The following is a 26,805-nucleotide window of genomic DNA, read 5'->3' on the forward strand; positions in this document are numbered from 1 at the left end:
ACTCATGTTATCTGCCTGTGGTGGCAGTGGTGATGATGAAACCCCGACAGTAACCGAGCCTCCAGTTGTCATCTACCCTGACTTTACCGATATTACTGCCAGTGGTGGTGATACCACTACTTATGATGCGGGTAATTCAGGCCATGGTTTTTCAACGCCTTCACCCAATTTAACCGAAGCCGATTTAGCCCTGCATCTCGAAGGTGATGCTAATTTTGAGATCTCGTTTACCACAGCACCCAATGAACAGCATCCAGAACAAGATGGCTTAGGTCCAGTATTTAACAATGCAGATTGTAATTCTTGTCACCAACGTGACGGCCGCAACTCAACCCCATTTTTAGCGGCAGATGAAACACGGGTTAAATTAGGCTCTGATGCGGGTATTTTTTTACGTATTAGTAAAACTCCCGCTGAAGAGTGTATTACCCCAACTGCGGATAACGACTATTGTGCGCCGATTGCCGTCCCTGATTTTGGCGGGCAGTTATTTCACCGTGGCGTATTAAAAGCACGTGCTGACTGGCAGGATAATGCTTTTGGTGGTCAAGCGGATGTGTACTTGTCTTATGAGCGCAGTGCAGTGACTTATAGCGATGGCACTAGTGTCGAATTGAAAAAGCCAATTTTTGAAGTCGAGAATCCTTATGATGCCCCAGGTGAAACTAAGCAAAGCGCTAACGTCACGTCCAATCTACTCCAAGATGACGTGTTAATGGGCTGGCGTAATGGCATGCCGGTGTTTGGCTTAGGCTTATTAGAAGCAATTCCTGAAGCTGACATTCTAGCTAACGCAGATGCTGACGATGCCAATAATGATGGTATTTCAGGGCGTCCAAACTGGGTATTTGATGCGATAAAAGCGCAGAATGGCGCTGAAAAGCCTGTGTCAATGGGACGTTTTGGTTGGAAAGCGAATACGCCAAGTGTCAGAGTGCAGTCATTAGGCGCTTTACGTGGTGATATTGGTATTACTAATCCATTATTCCCTGATGAAAGTGTTGTTGGCACCAGCTTGCATGACTCTTACTTAACCCGTACTGGTTTTGTTGATACTGGTAGTGATGAAAATGGTGCGCCAGAGGCGGATCAGGCCTTTAGTGACGCAGTAGTATTTTATGCTGAAACATTAGCGGTACCGGCAAGACGTAATGTCGATGATAGTGATGTGCGTGAAGGCGCACGTTTATTTACACAAGTTAATTGTAGTGGCTGTCACACACCAAGCTTTACCACTAAAACGGTAGGCGATATTGGTGGTATTGAGATAATAGATTCGCTCAAGGGACAAGTCATTTACCCATTCACCGATATGTTATTACATGATATGGGTGATGACTTAGCCGATGGTCGCCCTGACTTTTTAGCCAATGGTAATGAGTGGCGCACGCGTCCTTTATGGGGCTTAGGCTTAACGCAAACCGTTAACCCGCAAGCGGGCTTTTTACATGATGGCCGCGCAGCGACAGTGGAAGAAGCCATTTTATGGCATGGCGGTGAAGCAAGTAATAGCAAAGAAGCCTTTATGGCACTAACTAAAGCTGAGCGCGACCAGTTAGTATCATTCTTAATGTCGTTATAATTTTTAACCCAGCTGCAGCCATAATCAACAATTTTAAATTGCTGATTTGAAAAAATTAAGTGGATAACTCATCAGAGTTATCCACTTTTTTGTGAGCCACTCAAAAGTCTTAACTATTAATAGTCGATGTTGCTAATTTGGCGTGATCTGATCCATGTAATTATATTTCGCTTTCTATTAAGATTAGATGTAATAGCATGGTTGGATAAAATCTTGCTGAGTCGTTAACGGTTTAATAATCGTAACTGCTTTTTCTTTATTATCGTCGAGGTGAACGTGAGCAATATTCTAATTATCTATTCAACTGTCCACGGTCAAACCCGTAAGATTTGCGATTACATGCAAGACAAGCTTACCGCAGCAGGTGAAACCGTCACCCTCGAAGCACTTGAAGATAAGCCTGATTTAACTGCTTTTGATAAAGTCTTTATCGGTGCCAGTATTCGCCATGGTAAACATCGCCCTGAACTTTATCAGTTTGTTGCTGATAACAAAGAGGTGCTTGATAGCAAGGCTAATGGATTCTTTTCAGTGAGTTTAGTGGCGAGAAAGCCAGGTAAAAACACCCCTGATACCAACATGTATATGCAAGCCTTTTTGAAACAAAGTGACTGGCAACCCAAAGTGCTGGAAGTGTTTGGGGGGAATTTAGATTATCAAGGTTATGGCCCAATGGATCGTAATATTATTCGCTTTATCATGTGGATGACCAAAGGGCCCACCGATCCGAATACCCAAGTTGAGTACACAGATTGGGAAAAGGTTGATGCTTATGTCGCCAAAATTCACGCCGCTTAACGAGCTTAACGAGCTTAAGACTGAGAATAAGTTAAGTGCTTATCATTGCAAAAGGAAGGTAAATTCATGAGTCAAAAGTCATCTGCTTTGGTTAGTGCTATTGCCGAAAAACTGCATGTCATTGTGATAACCCTAAGCGTATTTTTGGTGGTAACTAGCCCATGGATCCTAATCGGTCGGCAATTAAGAGCTAATGCCAGTATTTGGGACAGCTTGCATGTTTATCTAGGCTTAGTGGCAGCCATATTTGGTTTGTTATTTATGCTGAAGAATCTGTTAAATGGCCACTGGCGTCAGTTCTTTCCGTGGTTAAGATTAGACTTTTCCCAATGTGTAGATGAAATTAAGCAGTTAAAAAAGGGCAAATTACCGAGTTCTGGTGGCAAAGGTATTTTCAGTGTTGTGGAAGGTATTGGGCTAATTTTAATCGCGCTAGTGAGTATTACCGGCATCGCATGGTTTATCACTCAAGGTAGCAGTGATGCGTTAATGTGGCGTAAATACCACATTCTTTTTGCCCAAGGCTTTGTGGGTTTCTTGATGGTACATATCGTGTTTGCCATGTTCCATATTATTGATATGGTCAGAAACTCTTAAGACTGTATAAATGCCATAATTTATTAAAGATAATAAAAAGCCCAAGCATGATTATCATGATTGGGCTTTTTAATACGCTAAATATCATACTTAGAAATGATACTTTTCTAGCTTATTTCTTTTCTAACGCTAGGTAATTCATCACGTCAATTAGATCGTCAAGAGTACGCATTTCATTCATGTTGATAGCATATTTATCGTTAACGATGAAAGTCGGTACGCTTTGAACGCGGTACATGATTTGCTGTTGGCGCCATTGAGACAATTTCTTATCTGTAGCTTCGCTGTCAGCAATCTTGTCATAAGCGGCACTATCGATACCGTGAGCTGCAAACACTTGTTTGATATCGTCACGATTGTTGATTTCAGGCTCGTCATGGCTATGACCTGGAGCACTGTGGTCGTGGTGTCCACCTTCGCCTTGAATCGCTTGGAACATGGCTTTATTTAATACATCCGCATTACCCACTTCATGAATAACGGCTAAGGCGCGCATGACTTCAGTACCAATATCACTGTTCATAAAGTCAACGTGCTTTGTTTCAAAGTTAATCTCTTTATTCAAGTTACCTTTAATTTCTGGCAGGTACTGGGTTTCCATGTTGTAACAGTTATGGCAGTAAAAAGAGAAAAATTCAGAAATCTTAGGTTCACTTGATGCTGGTGCATCAGAAACTTGAGTGTAATGTTGACCTTCAACAAACCTAGATGGAGTTACAGCAGTTTTTTCAACAGTTTCTCCAGCCGTTTCAACAGCAGTTTTTTCTGTAGTTGTAACCGTTGTATCAGCAGGTTTGCCACAGCCCGTTAGGGTTAATGTGAATGCAGCAACAGCCAGAGTGAATGCAATATGTTTAATCTTTATCATGTATGCCTCGACAAAGTGGGGTGATGTTGGCGATATATCGCGAGAGATAATTAAGCTTACGCAACTTAAATAACTCAAGCAACTTAAGCACTTGCTTAATTGCCATAAAGTTAGCTGCGATTATGACTGAATCCGTTAGCAGTGTCAGTGCTAAAACTGTGATGGCCTAGTGCTTTTTAGTAAAAAGCACTGCAATTTAAACTAGCTTTTATAACGACTCAGTAAGCAGAATTTGCCAAGCTTCACAAACTTGCCGAAATTGCTCACTGTCGTCACTATTGTCTCTTTGCCACTTTTGTCACTTTTGTCACTATAGCCCGCTTAATTGTGACTATTTACACTGGCACTTTGATGAGTGGCAGTTGAGACTTATTATATTTTGGTGATTTTATACCAAGTCGTCATTGTGCGGTTTGAGGCTTATTTGATAAATATTTCTCTTCCTCACAGACAAGTTACCTATAATTGGTATAAAATCCGCCGCAATAAAATAATAGGGGCCTTATCCAATGACAGAGAAACATTATATTAGCGCACAGCAGTTGCTTGAAGACTCATTCAAATTAGCAGCACAAGTGTACGATAGTGGCTTTAGACCGCAATTTATTGTGGGGATTTGGCGTGGCGGTGCTCCAATCGGTATTGCAGTGCAAGAATTTTATGATTTTAAGAATGTTGAAACCGATCATATCGCAGTAAGAACGTCATCTTATTACGGTATTGGCACTGATAAGCAAAGCAAGAAAATCAAAGTTCATGGCCTACATTACATCATTGAAAATGCAAATGCTGACGATGGGCTATTAATTGTGGATGATGTATTTGATTCTGGCCGCAGTGTTGATGCATTAATTGATAAATTGCAAAAATTTATGCGCAAAAATATCCCGACAGATATTCGAGTGGCTTGTCCTTATTACAAACCAAAAAATACCGCAGTTGATTTAAAACCGGATTATTTTATCCATGAGTCTGAAGAATGGCTTGTTTTTCCTCATGAAGTGTCAGGTTTAAACCCGCAAGAAATCGCTGAAGGTAAAACAGATTTTAAGAATATTCAGCATTTGTTTAAGTAAAAGCATCGATATTGGTTATTTTTTGCTAAACTAGCAGCTCAACAGTGCGTCAAGAGAGTGCCTGACACGTGGTTATTGTCCGTGTTTAATTCACCTTCTTGATGCATTTTTTATTATTACCCTGAAAAGATACTGCCCATTATGAGCTCTGTTGAGATATTTTCCCCACAACAAACCACTGATAAGCCTCTAGATACTCAATCTCTAGGTTCTCAATCTTTAGCGAGCAAGTCGCAAGAGAAAAAGCAGCTTGAACTACTGGCACCCGCTAAAAATGCTGATTACGGCATTGAAGCTATTCGTCATGGTGCTGATGCTGTATATATTGGCGGACCTGCATTTGGTGCACGCCATAATGCCGGTAATAGTGTGGAAGACATTGCCAGACTGGCAGAGTTTGCTCATCGTTATCATGCTCAAGTGTTTGTAGCGTTAAATACCATTTTAATGGATGACGAAATTGCCAAAGCGCAGGCACTTATTTGGGAATTATACGAAGTAGGTGTGGATGCATTAATTATTCAAGATATGGGCTTGTTGCAGTTAGATTTACCGCCAATTGCACTGCACGCGAGTACCCAAATGGATAATCGCACCCCAGAAAAAGCAGTGTTTTTAGAACAGGTCGGTTTTTCACAGGTGGTATTAGCCCGTGAGCTGAATTTACCGCAAATTAAAGAAATTGCAGCCAGTACGCAACTTAAGCTTGAGTACTTTGTTCATGGCGCATTGTGCGTCAGTTATAGCGGCTTATGTAATATCAGTCATGCGTTTTCTAATCGCAGTGCTAACCGTGGTGAATGTTCACAAATGTGCCGTTTGCCTTGCGATTTATCCACCCGTGATGGTGAAGTGTTAGCTGAAAATCAGCATTTGTTGTCATTAAAAGACAACAACCAAACTGAGAATTTAGAAGCATTAATTGATGCAGGCGTAACATCATTTAAAGTGGAAGGCCGTTTAAAAGATATTAGTTATCTTAAAAACGTCACCGCCCATTATCGCCAGCAGTTAGATGCGATTATTGATCGCCGCAGCGATCTTGAGTCAATGTCTCATGGTCGAAGCGAATTTACTTTTACGCCAGATCCTGAAAAAAGCTTTAACCGCGGTAAGACAGATTACTTTATTAATCAACGTACTGAGCAAATTGAGCATTTTAGCTCGCCAAAGTACATTGGTGAAAAAGTGGGGGTTATCACCAGTGTTGGCCGCGATTTTATTAAAGTCGATAGCAGTAAAGCGGGTAAAGCCGTTGAGTTTAATAACGGTGATGGCTTGTGCTTCTTTATTGATGGTTATCAAAAGCAGCGTTTATCTGATAACAAAACCAAAGGCTTAAGGGTTAACCGCGCTGATGGTAATACTTTATATCTGACCGATGTGTCGAAAGACTTAAAAGTCGGTGTGGAGTTATTTAGAAACTTCGATCATCAATTTGATGCTTTGCTATCAAAAGACTCTGCTAGCCGTAACATTGCGGTTGATATGGTATTGGCTGATACGCCGCAAGGCATTTCACTGACCATCAGTGACAAGCATGCCCATAGCGTTACAGTAGAGCTTGAGTGGGTAAAAGAGCCGGCGAAAGATTACGCTAAAGCAGATGCAAGCCTGCGAACGCAGCTCGGCAAACTGGGTAACAGTGACTATCAGTTACAGCAGTTAACGATTGAATGTGCTAATCGTTGGTTTTTACCAGCGTCAGTGATTAATGGTTTAAGGCGAGATGCCATTGCCGCCTTTGATGACGCCAGAGTAAAAGGCTACCAGCGACCACAGCGAGCTGAGCATGATAAGTCAGCGCGTTTCCCGCAAAAGTATTTAAGTTTTTTATCTAATGTTGCAAACGATAAGTCTCGTGAATTTTATGAGCAACACGGTGTGGTTCAAATTGAAGACACTTACGAGAAAAACAAACTATTAACCGATGCACCATTAATGGTGACTAAGCATTGCTTACGTTACAGCTTTAATTTATGCCCTAAAGAAGTTGAAGGCATTAAAGCTGACCCAATGGTGCTCGATATTGGCAAAGACCGCTTAAAGCTGGTTTTCGATTGCCTAAAATGTGAAATGATGATCGTTGGATCAAATCAATTAGTAAAGTAATCAGGTGATGTCATCTTATTACTCAATAACCATTATCACGCGCGATGCGTGGCGATAAATTTGTAGGAAAAAGCCCAAAATGACTAAAGCAAAAAAATATGATTTTAGAGTAAAACAAGTTGGTACAACTTGGAAAACTGAAATCACTCGTCGTATGACTGCAACTAAGACTATTGTGTCTAAAAGTCATGACGGATTTGCATCAGAAGCCGAGGCTGAAGCTTGGGGTAAGCAAGAGCTTCCCGCTTTTTTAACCACGCAAGCTGAACGCAATAAACGTAAAACAGAAAAACAACTTAAGGCTAAATCAATTGCAGATGCAATTGCTGCAGAAGCATTAACCGATGAAGCAGATGCATTATCAGATGATGCTAAGCAAATAGATGCTGCCGATAGCGCAGATGTTGTTGAAGATTAAGCGTTAAAACATTACAGTAATGCAACAACTTGGTGACAAGGTTTGCCGTATTTATTTTTGAATAAACCAAACTTCACCTTTCAGCACCAATACCAAGGACGAATTAGGTATGAAAGCTTGCTTTACGACAATAATATTTTCAGGGCTGTTGTTATTAGGCCCTGGAAATAAAGTAATGGCCAAAGAGTCACAGTCTTACCTCAATAGCACCACCAATCAATCAGCAGATGCAACTAACGCTGCAAAAAGAGAGTTATCAATATTTTCCAAAAGTGTGTCTTTTGAGCTGCCTATTGGCTGGAATATGGCATTTAATTCTAGCAAAGGGAATATGTATAAAGCTGAGTTTGTTCCTGCTGGGGAAAGTTTAAATAATTGGTCTGATTTATTCTGTATTCAAGGCTTTGAGGGCTTGGCAGAAAATATCGAGCCTGAGCGATTTTTAAATAATTTTGCTAGCACCTACCAAGACAGCTGCCAAGGTGAGGTGGTTTATGAGCAACTTGGAAAAACCCAGATGGGTGGTCAAGAAGCGTATCACGGCATTATCGGCTGTACCGTTATGGCTAACTTTTTACAGCAAGGTGGCTCAGTTAAACAGCAAGGTGAAATAGGTTATTACGCCGTAATTAAAGGCGTTGAAGACTTGTACTTTATGCATAAGTCTATGCGCGGCGATGTTTTTAATAAAAACTCAGCGCCATTAAAATCGACCAATCATCGTCAATTTATGTCGAATTTTAAGCAGTTACGATTCTAGAAATTTTCTTTTTATCAATAATTGGTTTATCAACAATCCGCTTATCAGTAAGCGAGCTATTAATGAGTAATCATATTATTCAGACTATTTTTCAATAAGTTGAATAATATGATTGATTCATTTTCGTTATATCAAAAATCCCCATAAGCACGTTATACTATATCAGCTTGTTATATGGCTGCTTTAAGTCGTAGCAATCAAAAATTTATATAATTTATCGTCAATTTATAGTGGTGCCTGTGTATGACACGGGATAATCGGGAAACTAGTGAAAATCTAGTACTGCCCCCGCAACGGTAATGGTGAGGACTGAGTGCGATAAAGCTTGTAGCTGTGAAATTTAAGCTGCTATTTAACGTTAAAAATTCATGTTCGTCAGTAGCTTTGCTACTTTAACCTAAGTCCGGAGACCGGCCCTATAGATGATTTTGAGATTTCGGTGGGCAGATCTCGAAATGTAGCTCGTTGCTTGTAAATAATCATGGCTTATCGCTAACAGATAAATTTACGAGTACGATGCGCTGCGGCAAATATGCCCCATTTTTCCTTTCAGGAGTTAAAGGTAAATGGGTACAAATCTAACAAAAATCGCATCAGCATTAAGCCTAGTATTAGGTCTAGCTGCTTCAACAACCTCAGTTGTTTACGCTGACACCACAACAGACAATTCTGCCAATGCAGAGGTTGAAAAAATTGTGGTTATTGGTCGTCAAGATGCAAATCCTCTTAATATTGCAGCGAATGTAAATGTGATCGACCAAGCTGATATTCAGCTTAGTGGTGCGGTGAGCTTAACGGAGTTATTACGTTCTCAAGCGGGTATTCAAGTGTCTGATAACAACTCAGGTACGACTTTTGCCATGCGCGGTTTTTCAGCGTCTCAAGCCGCCAGCAATACCTTAATTTTGATTGATGGTCGCCGCTTAAACAATATTGATATTGCGGCTCCTAGCATTAATGCAGTGCCGTTAAATCAAGTTGAGCGGGTGGAAATATTATCAGGTAGTGCTGGGGTACTTTATGGCGATCAAGCTGTTGGCGGGGTGATTAACATCATCACTAAAGCGCCTAATAAAGACGGCGGCGGACTGCAATTAAGTGCTGGCAGCTTTGATACTTATGAAGCTAAAGGGGATATTTCAGGCAAAATTAATGACGCTTGGCATTATTACTTGGCCGGCAGTTACAATCAAAGTGATAACTATCGCGATAATAACGACAGTGAAACTGGCTCAATTCTAGGCCGTTTGCAATATCAAACTGATTTACAAAATTTCTTTGTTGAAGCCAGCTACTTCGATAATGATCGCCAGGCCCCTGGTGCGCTAACACTGGAGCAGTATCTGCAAGATCCAACTCAGGCCGCACCTTTTACCGATGATGATTATGTTCATGAAATGACCACAGCGCTGCGCAGTGGCTATGAGTACCAATTAACTAAAGAATGGGCTTTGGCCACTGATTTAACTTACTCTGATACTCTAACCACTAACTTTATTTGGGGCAGTGCTGGGCGTATCGAGCGAAGTTTATTAAGCTTTTCACCCAAAGCCACAGCAAATTATCAGCTAGATAATGGTGATTTAGACATTATTGCTGGGGTTGATTTAAGTATCGGTGAGGCCGATTTTGATACTGCTTACATTCAACGTAATAATGAACAGAAAGTGACCAGTGCTTATGTGCAAGCCTCAGTGCCATTAACGCAGTCATTATCCTATGTAGTTGGTGGGCGTTACAGTGAAGTGACAGATGACTTAACAGATCAATTATCATACGCAAATGGTGTTGAGCTTGATAATGATGCCCATGCATTTGAGTTAGGGTTAAATTATCGTCCAAGCCTTGCGCATCGTTTTTATATTCGCGCCAATGATAATTTCCGTTTTGCCAAAGTGGATGAGCAAGCCTATACCCCAATTACCACCCTTGGTCTTGATCCACAAACCGGCCGCTCATATGAAGCAGGTTGGGACTGGACCACTACAACACAAACCTTCAAATTAAACCTTTACCGTTTAGATTTGGAAGATGAAATTGTATATGACGCAGGGCGCACTGATGGTCCACAGGGCGGCGGTGCTAACGTTAATGCTGATGCTTCAACTCGTTTTGGCGTTAATGCCGCTTATGATGTGCAAATCGCTGCAGATTGGTTGCTGGGCGCATCATATGATTACATTGATGCTGAATTTACCGAAGGCGAGAACGAAGGCAAGGCGCTTTCTTGGGTTGCGGAGCATAATGCCCGTGCGTATGTGAGTTATGATATTGCCCAACAGTGGCAGGTTTTTGCTGAAGGTATTTATACTGGCGAGCGCTTTATTGAAGGTGATAATGCCAATGTTGACCCTAAGTTATCCAGTTATGTATTAGCTAACTTAGCCATTAACTATACCCGTAATGAGTGGAGTGCCAGTTTACGTGCTGACAACTTGTTAGATAAGCAATATGTCAGTGCTGGCTATTATGTTCCTGAGGAATGGGGCGGCAGCGGTTATTACTCGGGTAATGGTCGCTCAATTCGCTTAACCTTAGGTTATCGTTTTTAAAATCCCTTTGTAATGAACTAACAGATAATAAGCGAAGCGTCTGATTTTTAGACGATAATAACTTGTTATCTAGCTAATTACACTGAAGATACTAAAGCCGACAAAGCACTTGTCGGCTTTTTGTCTTAATCAGCATTAATCACTTGACCTTTGTAGGGTTTCTATGGATAAATTCGTTAATCGAGAACGAAGAATTATACAGGGAAGCATCGCTTTATGACCTACCTTGAGCAGCAGGTACTCACTCAAGTAAAAGCTATTATTGGCAACGAAGAACAAGTCATTGGGCGCCGTGGTATTTTGATCCCTTTAAAAAAGGCCTTAATTAATGAAGCAGATATCCGCATTATTATCGATATCATTGCCAGCGATCCCGCGCTTGCCGCTCATTTACTTTGGCGCAGTAATACCGCTCAAGCTGGTGGCGTAATCGCGACAAAAAATCGCAGTATAAAAGATGCGCTTATCCGTTTAGGCCAAGTCAATATTTACCGCTATAGCTTCTCATTTTATCTAAAAGAACGCTTAGATGAATTACCTGAACCATATTGTAAATTAGTTAAGGGCTATTGGGCGCTTACTGAAAATATCGCTACCGATGCAGTGCATTATTTACGTGAGCTTGAAGACAATAAACAAGCTATAGATATTGATGCAGATGAACTGCAAACCTTGGCGCTATTTAGTGTATTTGGTCAAGTGATTACCTTAAGTGCGTTTGCATTTTTAAATGCCGCCTCAGAAAAACCCATAGCATTACAGGTGATAAAAAAGCTCATTGATACCCAGCAACAAAGTTTATCTATAGAAGCATTTGAGGCTCTTGGGTTAGATGATGAGTTACGCAATGAATTTATGGTGGCCCATAATATTAACCAAACGAGCAATGTAAACTCTGCAGGCTTAGTGCTTAGAGCTGTGCTGAGCAAATGTAATGTATTGATAAACCCAATTAATGAATCTAATTAATGAAGCTAGTATAGCGAGTTGATTTAATCCCATGACATAAAAAATGCCACCTTAATCGTGGCATTTTTTATGGATTTTTCACAACTTGTTTATGCACATTCTAAGAGCGATTGGTGCTTTTGACTTAATCTTTGTAACTTTAGCCCTTCAGCAGCCACTAAGGTTAGCCATTTTTGAATTAAATGGGTATTGGATGTATTAAGGCGGTAGGCTGCAAATAACGGCCTTTTTAAGCCTTCGCTGCCAAGTTTTACAGAACTTAAGTTAAGTCCATGGCCTTCATTAATTGACCAGCTTGGCAGCGCCGCTACGCCATCATTACAAGCAATACGTTGAAGCAGCATCGCTGTTAAGTCACATTGCTTTTGTTCACCCACCTCAACACCAGCAGGTTCTAAAAAGTGCTTATAAATATCAAGGCGCTGCAATGGAACAGGGTAAGTGATCAGTGTTTGCTTGGCGAGCTGCTCAGGTTTAATGAATGGCTGTTTTGCTAGAGGATGCTCATTTGAAACGACTAACTTCACTTCAAAATCAAACAAATGTTGATAGGCAAGTGCATGCCCTGGTACTGGATCTGAAGTGAGTACAATATCCAACTCACCAAGCGCTAAGGCATTTAATGAATCAAATAAATGACGGCTAGATAAATCAATACGGCCATCTGGTGCGATTTGTTTAAAGGCCTCGGTCACCGGCATTAACCAGCGAAAGCAGCTATGGCATTCAATGCCCAATTTTAAAGATTGCGCCTCTCCATCAAGGCCTTTTTTCAGATCTGATTCTGTCACCATCACTTTAGGGAGAATTTCCTCCGCCAAATTAAGTAGTCGAGTGCCTTCTTGAGTAAAAGATAATGGTTTGCTCTTTCGAATAAAAATAGACGAATTAATGCGTGTTTCTAATTCTTTTATTTGATGAGATAGCGCTGATTGAGTTACGAAGCGTTTTTTCGCAGCACCAGCAAGGCTACCACTTTCTTTAAGTGCCATCAGAGTTCGAAGGTGTCTCAGCTCTATCATATAATCCTCACATGAATTTTGCTCAACTTACGGGTGAAATCAATTCGGTTGCTTGTATCAAGACTATCACAACAAACTTCTAGACGTCCAGACGCCTGTGTAATTTATTTACGAAAATGTAGTCTCATTGTTAACTTTTGTGATTGTTTTGACGTGAAAATTACAGCTTTTGATTTTATAAAAAGTGACTTTAATAAGTGATCACTAGTTTAAAGGTCATTGAGAGAGGGCTTTTTGAGGTTTTTATTCTGCGACTACGCAGTTTTGCTAGGCTTATCTATACTCAGACTGGTATTGCTTTACTGAATTTCTATGTTGATTGAGTTTAAAATGACTGGAGTCACAAATGAGCCACACTTATAAAATTATTGAGTTAACAGGATCGTCACCTATCAGCTCTGATGATGCGATAAAAAATGCAATTGCAGCAGCTAATGAATCGCTTAAACATTTACGTTGGTTTCAGGTTGTTGAGACCAGAGGTCACCTAGAAGAAGGTTTAATTGCTCACTGGCAAGTCACTATTAAAGTCGGTTTTACTTTAGATCAGAAATCACCTCATTGAAGACGTGGTGTCTGAAAGATGACAATAAGTAAAAGGTTTAAGCGTCTCTAGGTAAGCCTTTTTCAACACTGCGGATCACTCGCAAGGTTTTACGGCTTAAATGACTTTTAGGCGCCGTTTTTGTTTTATCGTCAGGGGTTAAATCTTGCTGTTTAAGTGCTTGTTGCGCTAGTGCCCAATCAATATGTTCTATGACCATTTCATCGACTTCATCGCTACATCTGCGTAGGTTAAGCGCATCAATAATTTGCTGATTAAACGGCGCGTTACCTAAGGCAATCGCAATGTTTCTTAACCAGCTTTTATGGCCAATTCGACGTATAGGGCTGCCTTCTGTAAGTGATAGAAATTGCTTTTCAGTCCAAGCAAACAAGCTTAGTAAATCAGGTTGGATCAGTTGTTTACGAATATGAAAATCAGTTTGCTGAGTTAGCGGCGCTTTACTGTTAACAGGGCACACTAATTGGCAATCATCACAACCATAAATGCGATTGCCAATGGCTTGGCGAAATTCTTCAGGTATCACGCCTTGTAATTCAATGGTGAGGTAAGAGATACAGCGGCGACCATCGACGACATTGTTGTCTAATATGGCATTAGTCGGGCATGATTTTATGCAGGCTACGCAGCTATTACAGCTTTGGTGGATAGGAATATCTACAGGCAAAGGTAAGTTAATTAACACTTCGCCTAAAAAGAACCAACTGCCAGCCTCAGGGTTTAGTAATAATGAATGTTTACCTGTCCAGCCAAGACCTGCTTTTTCCGCTAATGGCCGTTCAAGGATTGGGGCAGAGTCCACAAACGGTCTGAAATCAATGCCATCAAGCCCTAAGTTATGGCAGTGTGACACGATTTTATCACCGAGTTTTTTAAGCTGTTTACGAATCAGTTTATGGTAATCTCTGCCGCCTGCATAACGAGAAATATAACCTAAGTTTGGGTCTGATAAATTAGTGGCAAAGCCCGCTTGTGGCGGTAAATAGTCCATTCTGGTGCTGAGTACGCGAACGGTACCAGGGTGAAGCTCATGGGGGCGAGCGCGCATCATGCCGTGGCTGGCCATATAGCCCATTTCCCCGTGATAACCATTATCGAGCCATTGTTGTAACTTGCTCTCTTCACTTTTTAAATCGGTATCGGTGATCCCAAGCTGAGAAAACCCTAATTCAAACGCCCAGCTCTTTATTAAGTAAGCTAACTCCGCCATCTCAGTGGCTGAAAGCTTATGCGCTAATGGCTGTAATAGTCCTGAGGGGGTTGTGGCAGACTCCTTTTCCCTAGCATTAAGCGCAGTATTAGTATTAGCCGCTGGATTAGCATTAGGAGGTATATTTGAATTAGGCATGATGACAGCTATTTACGCTAGGTTAGTGATCCACTGTTTTATTATAACCTCTGTGAGTCATCATGGTAGTACGATAGCTGATTTCGGCCATTTCTTTTGGCTTGGTAAAGTGCCATGTCTGATTTTTTTATCAGTTCAGATAATGTTTGTTCATCATAATAAGTGCTCACCCCAGCACTGATGGTGACCTTTAGCTCGGGGTTAATTGCTGAGAAATCATGACTTGATACGTCCTCGATGATCGCTTGTGTTAGTGATATCGCAGCAGTGGAGCGAATTTGCGGTAATAACACTAAGAACTCTTCACCACCTACTCTACCAATGACTGCGTTTGCTGGTAATTTGCTAGTACAGATCTCTGCTAATGTTTTAAGGACAGTATCACCAGCGTCATGACCATAGGTGTCATTTACTTGCTTAAAATGATCGACATCAAAAGACACAATAGCCAAAGTTTGCTGATTGATTAAGGCATTATTAAATAATTGATTTGCCTGTTGATACAAGGCAAGGCGGTTTGGCAACTGGGTTAGTAAATCGGTCAATGCTAACTGTTTAAATTGTTTCGACTTCTTGTTTGAGTAGAGAGTAAATATAAACAGTAATATTAATGACGCACCGCCCAGTATTAGTGCAATAATTTGTAATCTTTTATTGTCTTGTTGGGTGACTAACTGTTGCTCTTTCAGTAATTGGAATGCGATCAATTTAGCATTTTCAGCTTCAATTTTTTCACTATCAAACTTGACTAGCATTTCAGTGCTGCTTTGATTTTCCATCGCCTTATCAATTAGCTGATGTATCTCATACAGGCTAATTTGTGCGTCATAGGCTTGCTGCCAATCTTGTAAGGATTCATATATCTCTATTTTTGATTTGAGTAGCATTTCATGGCCGCGCTTATTGTGATTGCGCTCAAACCCTGCGGTAGCTTTGTCTAAATAAGGTATTGCTTGCTCTTCGAGCCCTAACCCATGTTTAGCTTGGGCAAAGAACAATTGCATAAAACTATAATGAGTATCTACATTAGGGCCGATGACATCTTCATATTCCTTGAGATAATCAAGGGCGAGTTGATATTTACCTAGTTCAATAAGTGAATACGACATATCTACAGCTACCCGTGCAGGGTATGTAGGGTCGGTGTAGATAGTCTGAAAATAGTCCAATACGGTTAAATAGTGGTCGGCAGCTTTTTGGTATTGGTGTAAATCTTCATAGGCATAGGCCATGTCCATTTTTACCATCATGGCTAACTCAAGCTGGTTGCTCTTGGTAAAGGCTTGCTCAAGCTGGAGATAATATTTTAGGGCGGTGTCCGTTTCGCCCATACGGCGATAAGTGACCGCTAAATCTAGTAGGCTGAGGTGCTGTCTAGTGGGTAAATCAAACTCTTTATACAGCTCATGAGCCAATAATAAGTTTTTCAGCGCCATCGCGAAATCAGCGGTATAGGAGGCGATTTGACCAAGCTGTGAATAGGCATCAGCCATTAAGCGGCGATTGTTAATCCCTTCTGCTGCTAACAAACTTTCACGAATAAGGGCATTTGCCGCTGAGGTATCGCCGCGGTAACGCATGATAGTTGCTTCACAGAGCTTTAACTCTATTCGAGTGCTTGCTGGCATTGCTGGATAAGTTTTTAAGGTATCAATAATGAACTGATCGGCTAATTTATTTTCATCGCCATGGAAAACATTATGACTAAGACACTGTTTAGGCAGTAACAAGTAAGTGCGTTCGATATCTTCTACATCGAGCAAGCTTTCAAGGTCTTTAACCATTTTCGGAAAACTAGGATCGTTAATATCGGTTTGATCGGCGGCGTTAAAGAGTGTATCAAACTCAGGGTTTTCTATTTTGGCAAAGCTTGAGAAACTCATACTGAGCATAGTTAAACCTAAGCCAGTAATGAGCAATGGCTTACGAACTAGCATTTGGATAAACAGGTTTTTATTAATGCCGTGAAAAAGGCTTTTTTGATTGCCGCTGTGCATATATCAATGCTCTCCTTTAATGATGTTTGGGAGATATTGATAATGCCTATAGCAGTCTCTGCCGTCATTTTTTGCCTCATAGAGGGCAATATCAGCTTTTTTCAAAATAGTAGAAATACTGCTTTCATCAATCACGCTTGTAATGCCGATACTGACTGAAAATATCAAGTTATCGTTTAACTGCGGTGAGTTCACAAGTTTCATTTTATGATTAATTCGCTCAGCGAAAATCATCGATTGCTCGATATTTGTCTTTGGCATAATGATCAGAAACTCTTCACCACCAATACGCGCCACAGTATCTTCCTCGCGGCAATTTTGCTGACAAGTTTGAGCAATGAGTTGTAGTGCTATATCACCGATGTCATGGCCGAATCGGTCATTGACACTCTTAAAGTGATCTACGTCGATAAGTAAGATAGAAAATTGCACTTTTTGCTTTAGCAGCTTTTGCATGACCTCGTAGGCATGTAAGCGATTAGGGATGTTGGTGAGTGGATCTTTTAATGCTATTTGTCGATATTGTTGTGACTTTTTTTGCAGCTTAATAATTAAAATAACTAATATTAACAAGAAGATAAATGTCATTGCGAGGGCGGTGTATTGTAATTTTTGCTGAGTTTTTACGGCATTAAGCTGAATGTCTTTAAGCGCTTGGAACTCAATTAACTGTGCTTGTTTATCTTCTAGGTTATCTGAGTCAAACTTGAGTCTCATGTCGGAATTATAGGTGTCCAGCCTTAACTGATCGAGTTGTTTATGAATGCTTAAGAACTGATGGTGCCAGTAGTTAGCTGACTTATAATCAGCTTGGATAGCAAATAACTGACTGGCTAACTGATAACTAATAGCTAAACCTTTTTGCATATTATACTTTTGAAAGTTAGCTGTTGCTGCATTGAAATGCTCAAAGGCGCTAGCATAGTTGCCTTGTAACATGCGCAGCTCTAAATAATAACTATGCATGTAACCATAGTGAGAGTACATCTCGGGGGTCATGTAAGGTCGAGCTTGATTTAGCCACTTTTCTGCTTCTGCTAATCGGCCAAGTTTAATCAGCGGCGCTGACATATCAATCGCAACTCTAGCGGTGTAAAGCGGATCATTGATCCCCTCGATGACCTGATAGACTTTTTCAAAGTATTCCAGTGCTTGCTGATATTCACCGCGATCTAATTCTATATAAGCGAGTGAGTTTTCAACATTGGCAAGTAACATTAAGTCTTTGGTTTTATTGAGGTAACCCTTTATTCTGTTGTAGTAATAAAGTGCTTTTTCGTTATCGCCTGAGCGCCGGTAAATACCTGCTAAATTCAGTAAGTCTAAGCTAGCTGCATGCTGTAAGCCTATTTGTTGATTGAGCTCAAAAGACTGAGTGAAGCTATCAATCGCTTTGGAAAATTGACCTTGATAAAGTGCTTGTTTGGCAATGTTATTATGGGCTTTGGCGATGATATGCTTGTCATTTAGTGCTAAGGCTTGTTCAAGTGCAGCCTGATTTAGTTTAATCGCGCTGCTATGTTGGTCAAGGTATCTGAATGCTTTTGAACGACATAAATTCAGCAAAATTGGAATTTGTGGACTAAAAAAAGATTGCTGCTCAATGTTGTTTGTCGTGGTAATAAAGTTGTTGTTTTGCTCACTGTCACTGGAGCTAAAGGTTTTACATTGCTCAGTAAGTAACAGCTGCTGGCGCTCAATATCGTTACTGGCAATAATGTTCTCGAGTTTGAGTAATGTTTGCTCTATGACAAGTAAATCTGTGATCTGTTCTGTTTTTAATTGATGGAACAAGTCATCAGCTGCCTTGTTATCAAAAGTAAAAGCAGTCACTGAAGCACTATTCAGTAAACCGACTAATACCAACAATAACAGCAGCTGATTGATGTAACGACTCACCTTGTGACAGTAAAGGCCGTTAAAAACGCTAATTGTTGAATTATAATTATTATGCAATTTTTTATACTTGCTTTACGCAGTTCCTTCATGCTGTTTTTGTTTGTTAACTAAGGCTGTAAACTGGCTTGTTAACTCGCAACAATCCTTTTAAGCACAACTTTTACAAAAGTGCTAATCAACTTGAGCAAAACAGTGCTCAGTGCTTTTTATTGTTAGGCTACAGGTTAAAAATTGGCCGCTTTGCTTAATATCGGCCATGCAACTTTTCCCTGAATTAATATTTTTGTATTTTATTATTTAGTATTTGATAACAATATAAAAAGTTCAATTAGCCACTAGGATCAATAATATCTTTTTTCTGCAGGTGAGTATCAATAAATTTACTTAACTTTACTAACTTATTGTTATCAGCTTGGTAACTATTGCTGGTGCAGCTATCTAGGTATGTCGAATTACGTAAAGCTGCATAAATCGTTAAGCAGGCATAAAAGTTAATAAAAAAAGAGATAAGATCTATATCAAAGATTGCTAATTTAACTTACTGGCTTCACAACATTATGACAGAAATTTTGGTTTGTTCAATCAAAGCTGAATAAGTAGCGCTGTTATGGCTAAGCTTCTGTTTAAAAGGGTAAATAAATAAGTATGTATCACACAAAGAACACTTCAGCCTGTGCTTTTGTTAATATTTACTCGCGTTTTTTTGTTTAAATGCACTGTGAGGTAATCTGATTAATTGTTTATTTCATCTTTTAAAAATAGCTGTTGCTAATATAGTTCGTTAACTGTGTTTACCATAGTGAAAACACCTTAAAAAGAGTCGATAAATGTTAAAAGCATCATCATTCATGAGTCAAGTTGTTTGCATTCATTTTATGTGTTTAACGGGCCACTTTTAATCTAACTGGATAAGATCACATTATTGACTGGGTAGGTATTTGCAGCTTCACAAAAACAACCAATATATATGTCTATAACCTATAAAGGCGTTGATAATATCGTTTATACTAGTCTGTTGCTAAATAACATAAAGCTTAAAGGTTTAATGGCAGTATTTTCTGCGATAGAAACCTTATGCCTGTGCCATTTTAAGTGCTGTTAATGCGACTTAGTTACTCAAACTGCGTTAATCACATGAATTCATGGCGCTAACTTAATCATTGAAATAGAGAACAAACTAATGAGTCAACTAAGCGAAGAGTATAAAGCAACAGCAAAGCAGATTTCTTTTAATGTCGCTAATAAAGTGCTGCCGATGGATAAATTACCAGAGACTTTACTTGAGGCTTATGAAGGTTTGTTTAATGAGCTAATTGAAGACAAGGCTGAGTTATTTGCTAAAAGCTGGCAAGCAATGCCTGCGAGTGCACAAAAATTACTGCCTAAGGCGGAGTTTCATGGTTTTTATATTGCCAATGCGTGGATGCAGTTAAGCCGTGTTGCCCAAGAAATTGCAGATGAGGCTGAGTCAGAAAAAGAAATTGATGAAAAAGAATATGATGGTGTATTTGGCCGCTTGGCAGAGCAATCATTAAAAGAAAGTATTAGAAAATTAAAAAAAGCACGTACAGATCGCTCAATGCTTAATAGCTTTAAACAAGTTATGTCTGCTTAACGCTTGCTGAAATGTTTGACTGGAGAATAAATGACACTCGCGTTACGTAAACAAATAAACTGGCCCTGTGAATTGAGCGAAAGAACCAAAGCTGAGATCATGGATATTGCTGTCGATGATCAAGGCATTGAGAAATACAGTAACCTACTGGCTGATGACAGTGAACGGGGGTATTTTTACTGTATCGATGGTCTGGGTACATTTGCCACCACCAGTGCTGATAACCGCCCTTTAGCGAGTTTTATATTTGGTAAAGAAATGTGGGTTGGGGCTGTAGCGGTTGAGATTTTCCCTAAAATTAGTCTTTATACCAATGAACTGGAACCGATCAACAGCTTGTTTTTCCCTAAATGTGAACTCACTGAGTTAGCTAACATTAACCCTGAGATTTATAAGTTTATTTATAGCATTATGCGCCGTAACACCCCTAAACTGGTTCAAGGTATGCACTTGTCATTTTATGGTATTGAAGAACGTATCATTCATTTTTTATTAGAATTAGTACGTGCTAAACGCATGATTGATTTGCCCGTTATTGAACTAAAAATCACCCAGCAGCAACTGAGTGAAATTGCCAATGTAAGTCGCCCTCGAGTCAATGAAGTACTCAATAAGTTGGCTGAAGATGGCTATATTGATTTAGTCAGAGGCAAGATGATTATTTTAGATTATACAAGGTTGTCAGAATTATTAGCGCTACGAGTGACAATGTAATACGAGTGATTATGTAAAACGAATGACTATGTTATACGAGTGAATTGTCATAATCTCGACGGGTTTATAGCTGCTATTCGGGTTAGGTTGTGAGCTGGCGTTAAATGAAAAAAAAGGGCCTTCTTTGTAGAAGGCCCAAGCACTAGTTTGGAATGCTATCCTAGTGTAGTTTACGGCGACGTTTAGCGCCTAATGTGCCGAGTAATATCAGACTTAAGATCCCCATGCTAGCGCCTGTAACTGCAGCATGAAGATAAAAACGCTACTTCAATTCGATATTGCCGCTTATGGTATTAACGCTGAATTTACCTGTGGCATCGCCGGTTGTAAATTGGATGCTTTCTCTTGCTGAATACTTAGTTTTTAGCGGTTTATCATCGGTTAATTCGTTATTAATATCGCCACCTGGGCCACCATCAATCTCAAATGTCAGGTTAGGCATTTGAGTGAATTTGACTTCAACATCACCGCTAACCGTATCAAATGATGCCTTAGTGACTTTGGCGCTTAAACTGATGTCGATATCGCCACTGACACTGACAATTTTGATTTTTTCTACCGCGCTAAAGTTGCCTTCAATATCACCTGATACTTGATCGATACTAAGCTTAGTGACTTGGTTATCTTTAGACTCTAACTCGCCACTGACGAGGCGATACTGAGCTTTGCCTGCAGAGCTTTTATCCTTGATATCGCCAGAAACGGTTTCTAATTCAAGCTTGCCATTGAGCTTGTCTGACTCAATATTGCCTGACACTGTTTGTAGTTTTATGTCGCCATCCATGTGGTTAGCTTTTAAGTTACCACTGACTAATGCCAAGTCTATTTCGCCTGACAGATTTTCAATCTTGTAATCTGCTGAAACCCCTTCAGCTTCAAGCATTAGCTTTATGGGTAATTTGATGACTAAATTTGAGCCATCTTCATCATGACCCCGATAGCTGTTGGGTAGCTTATCTTCAATAGTGATTTGATTGCCTTTTTGCTCAAAGATAAACCCTTCAGACAATTCATCTAACTGACCGGATACTGTGATGAGGTCTTTGTCCCAGCCGATGATCTCTACTTTGCCGCGCTGCACTTTTAGCTCAATTTGTGGTTTCGCATTAACCGTCATTTCTTGTTCAACGGATTGTGCTGCAAAGGCCATTGTTGATGTCATGAGTGTTGTTGTGAATAGCAGGCTGCCGCCAATGATAAGTCGGCTGATAAACTGGCTAGTTTGATTGTTCATATGGAATTTCCTTGAGTCGATGGAGTCGTGTTAATTGGGGTGCGTTGTTGCTGTTGTAACAGCTGTATTTCGCGCTTCATTACCCATAACCATAAATCCCACACTTGCTTGTTATTGGGATCGCTTTTAAGGGCTTTTTGGATCTCTTTTGATGCAAGCTGCAATTCGCTATAACCCTTATTGAATGGATTAGTAAGGTCATCAAGCTGCATGCCAACAGTATATTTGTTGTCATCAAAGCCATTAATTTGCTGTTGATGGGTCAGGGCTATTTGATCAACCAAGGCAATTAAATCTTCAGTAGACTGATTGCTAAGGGCATTTGTGACGGTGATAGGCTCAAGGCTTGGCTTTTGTGCTGTAGGGCTTGTTAATAGCCAGCCTAATACCAATACAAAACTAATACTGGCGGCAACGGCAAGATGTCGCCAGTATTGCGAGTTAGCGCTGCGGTACTGAGTTGCAGCATCAGTTTGCTTTGCTGGCACTGAAGAATTTGTTGGGGCGCTTATTTTCGCCTCAATGTCTTGCCATAGATCTTTGTTTGGTGAGATCTCTTTTGGCAAGCTATCAATAAGCCTTGTTAATTGTTGCTGCTGATTGCTATTTTTCATGCCAACATCTCCTGTAGCATCTGCTTTGCTCTGTGGTATTGGGCTTTACTGGTGCCAACGGCAATATCCAAAATCTGCGCAACTTCATCATGTTGATAACCTTCAATTGCGCACAGTACAAACACCACGCGGGTGCGTTGTGGCAGTTGCATAATTAATTTATCAAGGCGGTGATACTCTTGATGGCCGTTTTGCGTTTGATGATTTTCGCTGAGACTTTGATGATGCTCACTCAAGCTCGATTCTGGTAAAAATCGATGCCAAAAGCTTTGCTTTGCTTTCATGCTGTTAATAGCTTGGTGGACACACAGCTTATATAACCAAGTCGTAAACTGACTATCGCCATTAAACTGATTTAGCTTTTGCCATAATCTGACAAAGCAGTCTTGGCAAATTTCATCGGCATGATCAGCGCTACCACTTAAACGCAAACAAATTGCATACACACGGCCTTGATGGCGCTGATAAAGTAGCTTAAACGCTGCTTTATCGCCGCCCTTAGCTTTCGCCACTAAAGCGTCATCTAAGCAGGCATTATTGATTTCACCAGCTTCAGCAGCGCGAGTATTACTGCTGAGTTGATTATCAATGTCTGTGATATTGCTTGAGGTTAAGTTCACCAATTATTCCAATGTGATGTGAGTTACTAGATTAGACATTAGCAAGTTGCTAAAAGGTTTACTTGATTAAATAAAATATTTTTTTGATTACTATGGGGAGTCAAAATGCTGAAAAGCATCTGCTTGAGTAAGCTTAGGTGTGAAAGGTTAAAGTGAAAATTTTAAGTGGAAGCAAGTAGGATAGGGGCTTGGCACAACTTTAAGGGCTTTATGGTTATAAAAACAAAAATGCCCAATGGTGAATTGAGCATTTTATCAGTGCGATTAACTTTAATTACCGGACTTAAGCAACTAGCCTTTAGGACTATTTGGCGACAATCGTGTTAACGCCATCTGGGCTGCCAACCAGCAATACATCAGCACCGCGGTTAGCAAATAAACCATTAGTGACCACACCAACAATATCATTTAATTGCTTTTCTAAGGTTTTAGGATCAAGAATGCGGTAGTTGTACATATCCAAAATTACATTACCATTGTCAGTGACGACACCTTCACGGTAAACCGGATCGCCACCTAATTTTACTAATTCACGAGCAACGTAAGAGCGCGCCATTGGGATCACTTCAATAGGCAGTGGAAACTCACCTAAAATCTCAACTTGCTTGGTATTATCAACAATACAAACAAACTTTTTAGCCACAGCCGCGACAATTTTTTCACGGGTTAATGCCGCGCCGCCGCCTTTAATCATGTCCATATGGTCATTGATTTCATCAGCGCCATCAACGTACACAGATAGATCTGAGACACTATTGAGATCAAATACTTCAATGCCTAAACTTTTTAGTTTTTGGGTTGAGGCTTCAGAGCTTGATACGGCGCCTTCAATGTCATCTTTCATTGTCGCTAACGCATCAATAAAGTGATTAACCGTTGAACCTGTTCCAACACCAACAATTGAACCTTCTTCAACATATTTAAGTGCAGCCCATCCAGCGGCTTTTTTCATTTCGTCTTGGGTCATATCAACATCCTGAGGTGGCAATCTACCAATGGTAAGTAATAAATTTGGTTAAGTATAACAAATGCTAAGCCATAGCAGGTACGTTGTTGGCTGATTTATTAACTGGCAGTAACACGAATCGTTACACTCAAGAGTTATAAGTGTATTGCCATATGCGTCAGTAAATCCCTATATACTTAACTTCGGTAAATAATATAGCTAAGCCATATGGGCGAGAAAATCAGCTTTAAGGAGTGATGGAGCTTAATAGGCAAGAATAAGCTGCATTTTTTATCGCGATATTACACCTGTAAAAAGTCATTTGTATCAATATTGGCGCAGTGTTTGATACAAAAGGATGTGATCTACAGCAATCTTAATCGCTATTGGTGGTGTGCAGGTTTAATTTAATCGAATGGTTCGTTAACCTATCTTATTTTTAAAAATAAACAGTGACTTAAGCCGCATAAATAGAATTTGCGATTGCGATGGACTTAATCGGATTTTACCGTTTTAACCTAAGATATAGAACAATTAAGATGCTTGCCATTAAACCATACTATGAACAAGGTTATTTATTATGACTAAGCTGACCACCGTTGCTGTAATGCTAGCTTCGATTTTTTCTATTTCAACTTCTCAGGCCAGTGAGCCCATTGAAGTCATTATGCCTGCGGTGATCACCGAGCCTGAAAAAGTTGAGCTAGGTAAAATGCTTTTCTTTGAGCCACGTCTATCAATGTCTGGTTTTATCTCATGTAACTCATGTCATAACTTGTCCCTTGGTGGTGTGGATGCACTGCCGACCTCAATTGGTCATGAGTGGCAACAAGGTCCAATAAACTCGCCTACAGTCTTAAACGCTGATTATATGCTGGCGCAATTTTGGGATGGTCGTGCTGCAACTTTAAAAGATCAAGCTGCAGGTCCTATCGATAATCCAAAAGAAATGGGTTATACCCATGATTTAGCAGTAGATACTATCGCTTCAATGCCTGCATATGTTGCGCGTTTTAATGACATTTATGGTTCAAATGAAGTCAACATCGACCGTATTACAGATGCCATAGCGACATTCGAAAAAACCTTAGTGACGCCAAATAGCCCATTTGATAAATATTTAGAAGGCGATAAAAAAGCCATCTCTGCAGATGCACAAACGGGTTATCAGTTATTTAAAGACAAAGGGTGTGTCGCGTGTCATAACGGCCCAGCGGTTGGCGGCACTATGTACATGAAAATGGGCTTAATTAAACCATTCCACACAGACAATCCAGCGGAAGGGCGTAAAGGGGTTACCGGTAAAGAAGCTGATAAGTTCGTCTTTAAAGTACCAACCTTACGTAACATTGAGCTTACCTACCCATACTTCCATGATGGTAGCGTATGGAACCTAGATGAAGCGGTTAATACCATGGCCGACATTCAACTAGGCCAGAAAATGTCAGCTAAAGAAACTGCACAAATGGTTGAGTTTTTGAACAGTTTAACCGGTGAGCAGCCACAAATTATGTTGCCGATTTTACCGCCTTCAAATGCGAATACACCGCGTCCAGTGCCGTTTAAATAATAGTGCCGTTTAAATAATAATGCCTTTTAATAATAGCGGCGTTTAAACAGTATTGAAGTCGCGATAACACTTCAGCTTAACTTTACGCCTAGCTGAACATTATCTGCAACTCCCTCAAAACCTGCGCTAGTAATAGTGCAGGTTTTTTATTTCCCCGCTATTTAAGTGTGCGCTATTCATTTAGTTTAAGTCCTATTACACTGATATAAAAAATAGCAGGAACTCATAATGCTTAACATGGACTTTAGTCAACGGGTTGTAATTGATACCAATAAACTTCAATGGGACAAAAGCCCAGCTCAAGGAGTGTGGCGTAAACGATTGGCCAGAGAAGAAGCTGAACGTGGTCATGCGACCAGTGTGGTGAAGTATGACGCTGGAGCAAGTTTTTCATCGCACCCGCATCCATTAGGTGAAGAGATATTAGTGTTATCAGGGGTGTTTTCAGATGAAAGCGGCGATTATCCCGCTGGCAGTTATATTCGTAACCCTGAAGGCTTTAGTCATGCACCATTTAGTGAACATGGCTGCGAGTTACTGGTAAAGCTACATCAATTTCAAGCCTCCGATAGCGCTCAAATTCGTATTGATACTAACAATACACCATGGTCTGCTGGCCAAGGTGATTTAAAGGTGATGCCGCTGCATCAGCATTTAACCGAGTCGGCAGCATTAGTGTTTTGGCCAGCAGGATGCCAGTTTCAACCTCATCGTCATTTTGGCGGCGAAGAGATATACGTCATTAGCGGTGAGTTTATTGACGAGTTAGGTCGATATCCAGCAGGCAGCTGGATCCGCAGCCCGCATTTAAGTCAGCATAATCCCTATGTTGAACAAGATACGCTGATTTGGGTGAAAGTGGGCCATTTGCTGCAGGATGAGTAAGTTACGCATTTTATAAGGACGATGGGTTAATCTTTTTATATGAT

At 40.3% G+C, this 26,805-nt stretch carries 23 protein-coding genes, 1 pseudogene and 1 riboswitch; of the genes and pseudogenes, 14 read left to right on the forward strand and 10 right to left on the reverse strand.

Annotation, left to right across the window (positions count from 1 at the left end; translation table 11 throughout):
- Positions 1–4 precede the first annotated feature (4 nt).
- The 3 genes from BCU57_RS00105 to BCU57_RS00115 all read left to right on the forward strand — a co-directional run bounded on the left by BCU57_RS00105 (position 5) and on the right by BCU57_RS00115 (position 2,977).
- Positions 5–1,582, forward strand: a complete 1,578-nt coding sequence (locus tag BCU57_RS00105; RefSeq protein ID WP_241903592.1) for a di-heme oxidoredictase family protein — start codon at positions 5–7, stop codon at positions 1,580–1,582.
- A 276-nt stretch (positions 1,583–1,858) separates the two neighbouring features.
- Entirely contained in the window at positions 1,859–2,380 is a 522-nt protein-coding gene (gene hemG / locus BCU57_RS00110; protein WP_102440454.1) for a menaquinone-dependent protoporphyrinogen IX dehydrogenase, read from the forward strand.
- A 66-nt stretch (positions 2,381–2,446) separates the two neighbouring features.
- Positions 2,447–2,977, forward strand: coding sequence for a cytochrome b/b6 domain-containing protein (locus tag BCU57_RS00115; RefSeq protein WP_102440455.1), 531 nt, complete (start codon positions 2,447–2,449; stop codon positions 2,975–2,977).
- Between the two features lie 112 nt (positions 2,978–3,089).
- On the opposite strand, the gene BCU57_RS00120 is transcribed toward BCU57_RS00115, so the two are convergent.
- A complete protein-coding gene (locus BCU57_RS00120) occupies positions 3,090–3,845 on the reverse strand; it encodes a thiol:disulfide interchange protein DsbA/DsbL (RefSeq protein ID WP_102440456.1) in 756 nt (251 codons plus the stop codon).
- A 509-nt stretch (positions 3,846–4,354) separates the two neighbouring features.
- Here BCU57_RS00120 and BCU57_RS00125 point away from each other — a divergent pair.
- From BCU57_RS00125 to BCU57_RS00150, 6 genes are all read left to right on the forward strand, one after another.
- Entirely contained in the window at positions 4,355–4,921 is a 567-nt protein-coding gene (locus BCU57_RS00125; protein ID WP_076541549.1) for a phosphoribosyltransferase, read from the forward strand.
- Positions 4,922–5,062: 141 nt separating this feature from the next.
- The gene (locus BCU57_RS00130) at positions 5,063–7,033 is read left to right on the forward strand and encodes a peptidase U32 family protein (RefSeq protein WP_102440457.1); all 1,971 of its coding nucleotides are present in this window, start codon (positions 5,063–5,065) and stop codon (positions 7,031–7,033) included.
- Between the two features lie 79 nt (positions 7,034–7,112).
- Positions 7,113–7,451, forward strand: a complete 339-nt coding sequence (locus BCU57_RS00135) for a DUF3622 domain-containing protein (RefSeq protein WP_102440458.1) — start codon at positions 7,113–7,115, stop codon at positions 7,449–7,451.
- Between the two features lie 175 nt (positions 7,452–7,626).
- Positions 7,627–8,211 (forward strand): hypothetical protein, encoded by a 585-nt coding sequence (locus BCU57_RS00140; RefSeq protein ID WP_133126429.1) that lies wholly within the window; start codon positions 7,627–7,629, stop codon positions 8,209–8,211.
- 214 nt (positions 8,212–8,425) lie between these two features.
- Positions 8,426–8,645, forward strand: a riboswitch (cobalamin riboswitch).
- A 132-nt stretch (positions 8,646–8,777) separates the two neighbouring features.
- The gene (locus tag BCU57_RS00145; RefSeq protein WP_102440460.1) at positions 8,778–10,763 is read left to right on the forward strand and encodes a TonB-dependent receptor; all 1,986 of its coding nucleotides are present in this window, start codon (positions 8,778–8,780) and stop codon (positions 10,761–10,763) included.
- 216 nt (positions 10,764–10,979) lie between these two features.
- Positions 10,980–11,732 carry an HDOD domain-containing protein gene (locus tag BCU57_RS00150; protein WP_102440461.1) on the forward strand — a complete coding sequence of 251 codons (753 nt, stop codon included), beginning with the start codon at positions 10,980–10,982 and terminating at the stop codon, positions 11,730–11,732.
- Between the two features lie 89 nt (positions 11,733–11,821).
- Here the strand turns inward: BCU57_RS00150 and BCU57_RS00155 are convergent, their stop codons facing one another.
- Entirely contained in the window at positions 11,822–12,754 is a 933-nt protein-coding gene (locus BCU57_RS00155) for a LysR family transcriptional regulator (protein ID WP_102440462.1), read from the reverse strand.
- Between the two features lie 346 nt (positions 12,755–13,100).
- Here BCU57_RS00155 and BCU57_RS00160 point away from each other — a divergent pair, with 346 nt between their 5' ends.
- The gene (locus BCU57_RS00160; protein WP_076541563.1) at positions 13,101–13,319 is read left to right on the forward strand and encodes a dodecin; all 219 of its coding nucleotides are present in this window, start codon (positions 13,101–13,103) and stop codon (positions 13,317–13,319) included.
- A gap of 37 nt (positions 13,320–13,356) precedes the next feature.
- On the opposite strand, the gene queG is transcribed toward BCU57_RS00160, so the two are convergent.
- The 3 genes from queG to BCU57_RS00175 all read right to left on the reverse strand — a co-directional run bounded on the left by queG (position 13,357) and on the right by BCU57_RS00175 (position 18,563).
- Complete coding sequence (gene queG, locus BCU57_RS00165; RefSeq protein ID WP_241901051.1) at positions 13,357–14,529, reverse strand: tRNA epoxyqueuosine(34) reductase QueG; 1,173 nt, start codon at positions 14,527–14,529, stop codon at positions 13,357–13,359.
- Positions 14,530–14,708: 179 nt separating this feature from the next.
- Entirely contained in the window at positions 14,709–16,664 is a 1,956-nt protein-coding gene (locus BCU57_RS00170; protein ID WP_102440464.1) for a tetratricopeptide repeat-containing diguanylate cyclase, read from the reverse strand.
- A 3-nt stretch (positions 16,665–16,667) separates the two neighbouring features.
- Positions 16,668–18,563: a GGDEF domain-containing protein gene (locus BCU57_RS00175; protein ID WP_198589987.1), complete on the reverse strand. Its 1,896-nt coding sequence runs from the start codon at positions 18,561–18,563 to the stop codon at positions 16,668–16,670.
- A 1,180-nt stretch (positions 18,564–19,743) separates the two neighbouring features.
- Here BCU57_RS00175 and BCU57_RS00180 point away from each other — a divergent pair.
- Together BCU57_RS00180 and BCU57_RS00185 are read left to right on the forward strand one after the other, a co-directional pair.
- Complete coding sequence (locus tag BCU57_RS00180) at positions 19,744–20,178, forward strand: DUF3069 domain-containing protein (RefSeq protein WP_102440466.1); 435 nt, start codon at positions 19,744–19,746, stop codon at positions 20,176–20,178.
- 30 nt (positions 20,179–20,208) lie between these two features.
- Positions 20,209–20,892 (forward strand): Crp/Fnr family transcriptional regulator, encoded by a 684-nt coding sequence (locus tag BCU57_RS00185; RefSeq protein WP_102440467.1) that lies wholly within the window; start codon positions 20,209–20,211, stop codon positions 20,890–20,892.
- A 160-nt stretch (positions 20,893–21,052) separates the two neighbouring features.
- On the opposite strand, the pseudogene BCU57_RS00190 reads toward BCU57_RS00185, so the two are convergent.
- The 5 genes and pseudogenes from BCU57_RS00190 to rpiA form a co-directional block, all read right to left on the reverse strand.
- Positions 21,053–21,124: pseudogene (locus BCU57_RS00190) on the reverse strand (GlyGly-CTERM sorting domain-containing protein); the annotation flags it as partial.
- A 30-nt stretch (positions 21,125–21,154) separates the two neighbouring features.
- Positions 21,155–22,126 carry a DUF4097 family beta strand repeat-containing protein gene (locus BCU57_RS00195; RefSeq protein WP_241903591.1) on the reverse strand — a complete coding sequence of 324 codons (972 nt, stop codon included), beginning with the start codon at positions 22,124–22,126 and terminating at the stop codon, positions 21,155–21,157.
- Entirely contained in the window at positions 22,123–22,740 is a 618-nt protein-coding gene (locus BCU57_RS00200) for an anti-sigma factor (RefSeq protein WP_102440468.1), read from the reverse strand. The genes BCU57_RS00195 and BCU57_RS00200 overlap by 4 nt, the downstream gene beginning before the upstream one ends.
- Positions 22,737–23,282 carry an RNA polymerase sigma factor gene (locus BCU57_RS00205; RefSeq protein ID WP_102440488.1) on the reverse strand — a complete coding sequence of 182 codons (546 nt, stop codon included), beginning with the start codon at positions 23,280–23,282 and terminating at the stop codon, positions 22,737–22,739. Before BCU57_RS00205 ends, BCU57_RS00200 begins: the two co-directional genes overlap by 4 nt.
- A 382-nt stretch (positions 23,283–23,664) precedes the next feature.
- The gene (gene rpiA / locus BCU57_RS00210; RefSeq protein ID WP_102440469.1) at positions 23,665–24,327 is read right to left on the reverse strand and encodes a ribose-5-phosphate isomerase RpiA; all 663 of its coding nucleotides are present in this window, start codon (positions 24,325–24,327) and stop codon (positions 23,665–23,667) included.
- A gap of 559 nt (positions 24,328–24,886) precedes the next feature.
- Here rpiA and BCU57_RS00215 point away from each other — a divergent pair.
- Positions 24,887–25,876 carry a cytochrome-c peroxidase gene (locus BCU57_RS00215; RefSeq protein WP_102440470.1) on the forward strand — a complete coding sequence of 330 codons (990 nt, stop codon included), beginning with the start codon at positions 24,887–24,889 and terminating at the stop codon, positions 25,874–25,876.
- A 228-nt stretch (positions 25,877–26,104) separates the two neighbouring features.
- Positions 26,105–26,761, forward strand: coding sequence for a cupin domain-containing protein (locus tag BCU57_RS00220; protein ID WP_102440471.1), 657 nt, complete (start codon positions 26,105–26,107; stop codon positions 26,759–26,761).
- Positions 26,762–26,805: the final 44 nt, after the last annotated feature.

Origin of the sequence: Shewanella sp. 10N.286.48.B5 (assembly GCF_002874355.2) — a bacterium.
GTDB lineage: Bacteria > Pseudomonadota > Gammaproteobacteria > Enterobacterales > Shewanellaceae > Shewanella.

Bases quoted from the DNA above. Each gene is read 5' to 3' on its own strand.
- BCU57_RS00105 (WP_241903592.1), top strand. From the start codon at position 5: ATGTTATCTGCCTGTGGTGGCAGTGGTGATGATGAAACCCCGACAGTA.
- BCU57_RS00115 (WP_102440455.1), top strand. From the start codon at position 2,447: ATGAGTCAAAAGTCATCTGCTTTGGTTAGTGCTATTGCCGAAAAACTG.
- BCU57_RS00120 (WP_102440456.1), bottom strand. From the start codon at position 3,845: ATGATAAAGATTAAACATATTGCATTCACTCTGGCTGTTGCTGCATTC.
- BCU57_RS00125 (WP_076541549.1), top strand. From the start codon at position 4,355: ATGACAGAGAAACATTATATTAGCGCACAGCAGTTGCTTGAAGACTCA.
- BCU57_RS00130 (WP_102440457.1), top strand. From the start codon at position 5,063: ATGAGCTCTGTTGAGATATTTTCCCCACAACAAACCACTGATAAGCCT.
- BCU57_RS00135 (WP_102440458.1), top strand. From the start codon at position 7,113: ATGACTAAAGCAAAAAAATATGATTTTAGAGTAAAACAAGTTGGTACA.
- BCU57_RS00140 (WP_133126429.1), top strand. From the start codon at position 7,627: ATGGCCAAAGAGTCACAGTCTTACCTCAATAGCACCACCAATCAATCA.
- BCU57_RS00145 (WP_102440460.1), top strand. From the start codon at position 8,778: ATGGGTACAAATCTAACAAAAATCGCATCAGCATTAAGCCTAGTATTA.
- BCU57_RS00150 (WP_102440461.1), top strand. From the start codon at position 10,980: ATGACCTACCTTGAGCAGCAGGTACTCACTCAAGTAAAAGCTATTATT.
- BCU57_RS00155 (WP_102440462.1), bottom strand. From the start codon at position 12,754: ATGATAGAGCTGAGACACCTTCGAACTCTGATGGCACTTAAAGAAAGT.
- BCU57_RS00160 (WP_076541563.1), top strand. From the start codon at position 13,101: ATGAGCCACACTTATAAAATTATTGAGTTAACAGGATCGTCACCTATC.
- queG (WP_241901051.1), bottom strand. From the start codon at position 14,529: ATGGCGGAGTTAGCTTACTTAATAAAGAGCTGGGCGTTTGAATTAGGG.
- BCU57_RS00170 (WP_102440464.1), bottom strand. From the start codon at position 16,664: ATGCACAGCGGCAATCAAAAAAGCCTTTTTCACGGCATTAATAAAAAC.
- BCU57_RS00180 (WP_102440466.1), top strand. From the start codon at position 19,744: ATGAGTCAACTAAGCGAAGAGTATAAAGCAACAGCAAAGCAGATTTCT.
- BCU57_RS00185 (WP_102440467.1), top strand. From the start codon at position 20,209: ATGACACTCGCGTTACGTAAACAAATAAACTGGCCCTGTGAATTGAGC.
- BCU57_RS00195 (WP_241903591.1), bottom strand. From the start codon at position 22,126: ATGAACAATCAAACTAGCCAGTTTATCAGCCGACTTATCATTGGCGGC.
- BCU57_RS00200 (WP_102440468.1), bottom strand. From the start codon at position 22,740: ATGAAAAATAGCAATCAGCAGCAACAATTAACAAGGCTTATTGATAGC.
- rpiA (WP_102440469.1), bottom strand. From the start codon at position 24,327: ATGACCCAAGACGAAATGAAAAAAGCCGCTGGATGGGCTGCACTTAAA.
- BCU57_RS00215 (WP_102440470.1), top strand. From the start codon at position 24,887: ATGACTAAGCTGACCACCGTTGCTGTAATGCTAGCTTCGATTTTTTCT.
- BCU57_RS00220 (WP_102440471.1), top strand. From the start codon at position 26,105: ATGCTTAACATGGACTTTAGTCAACGGGTTGTAATTGATACCAATAAA.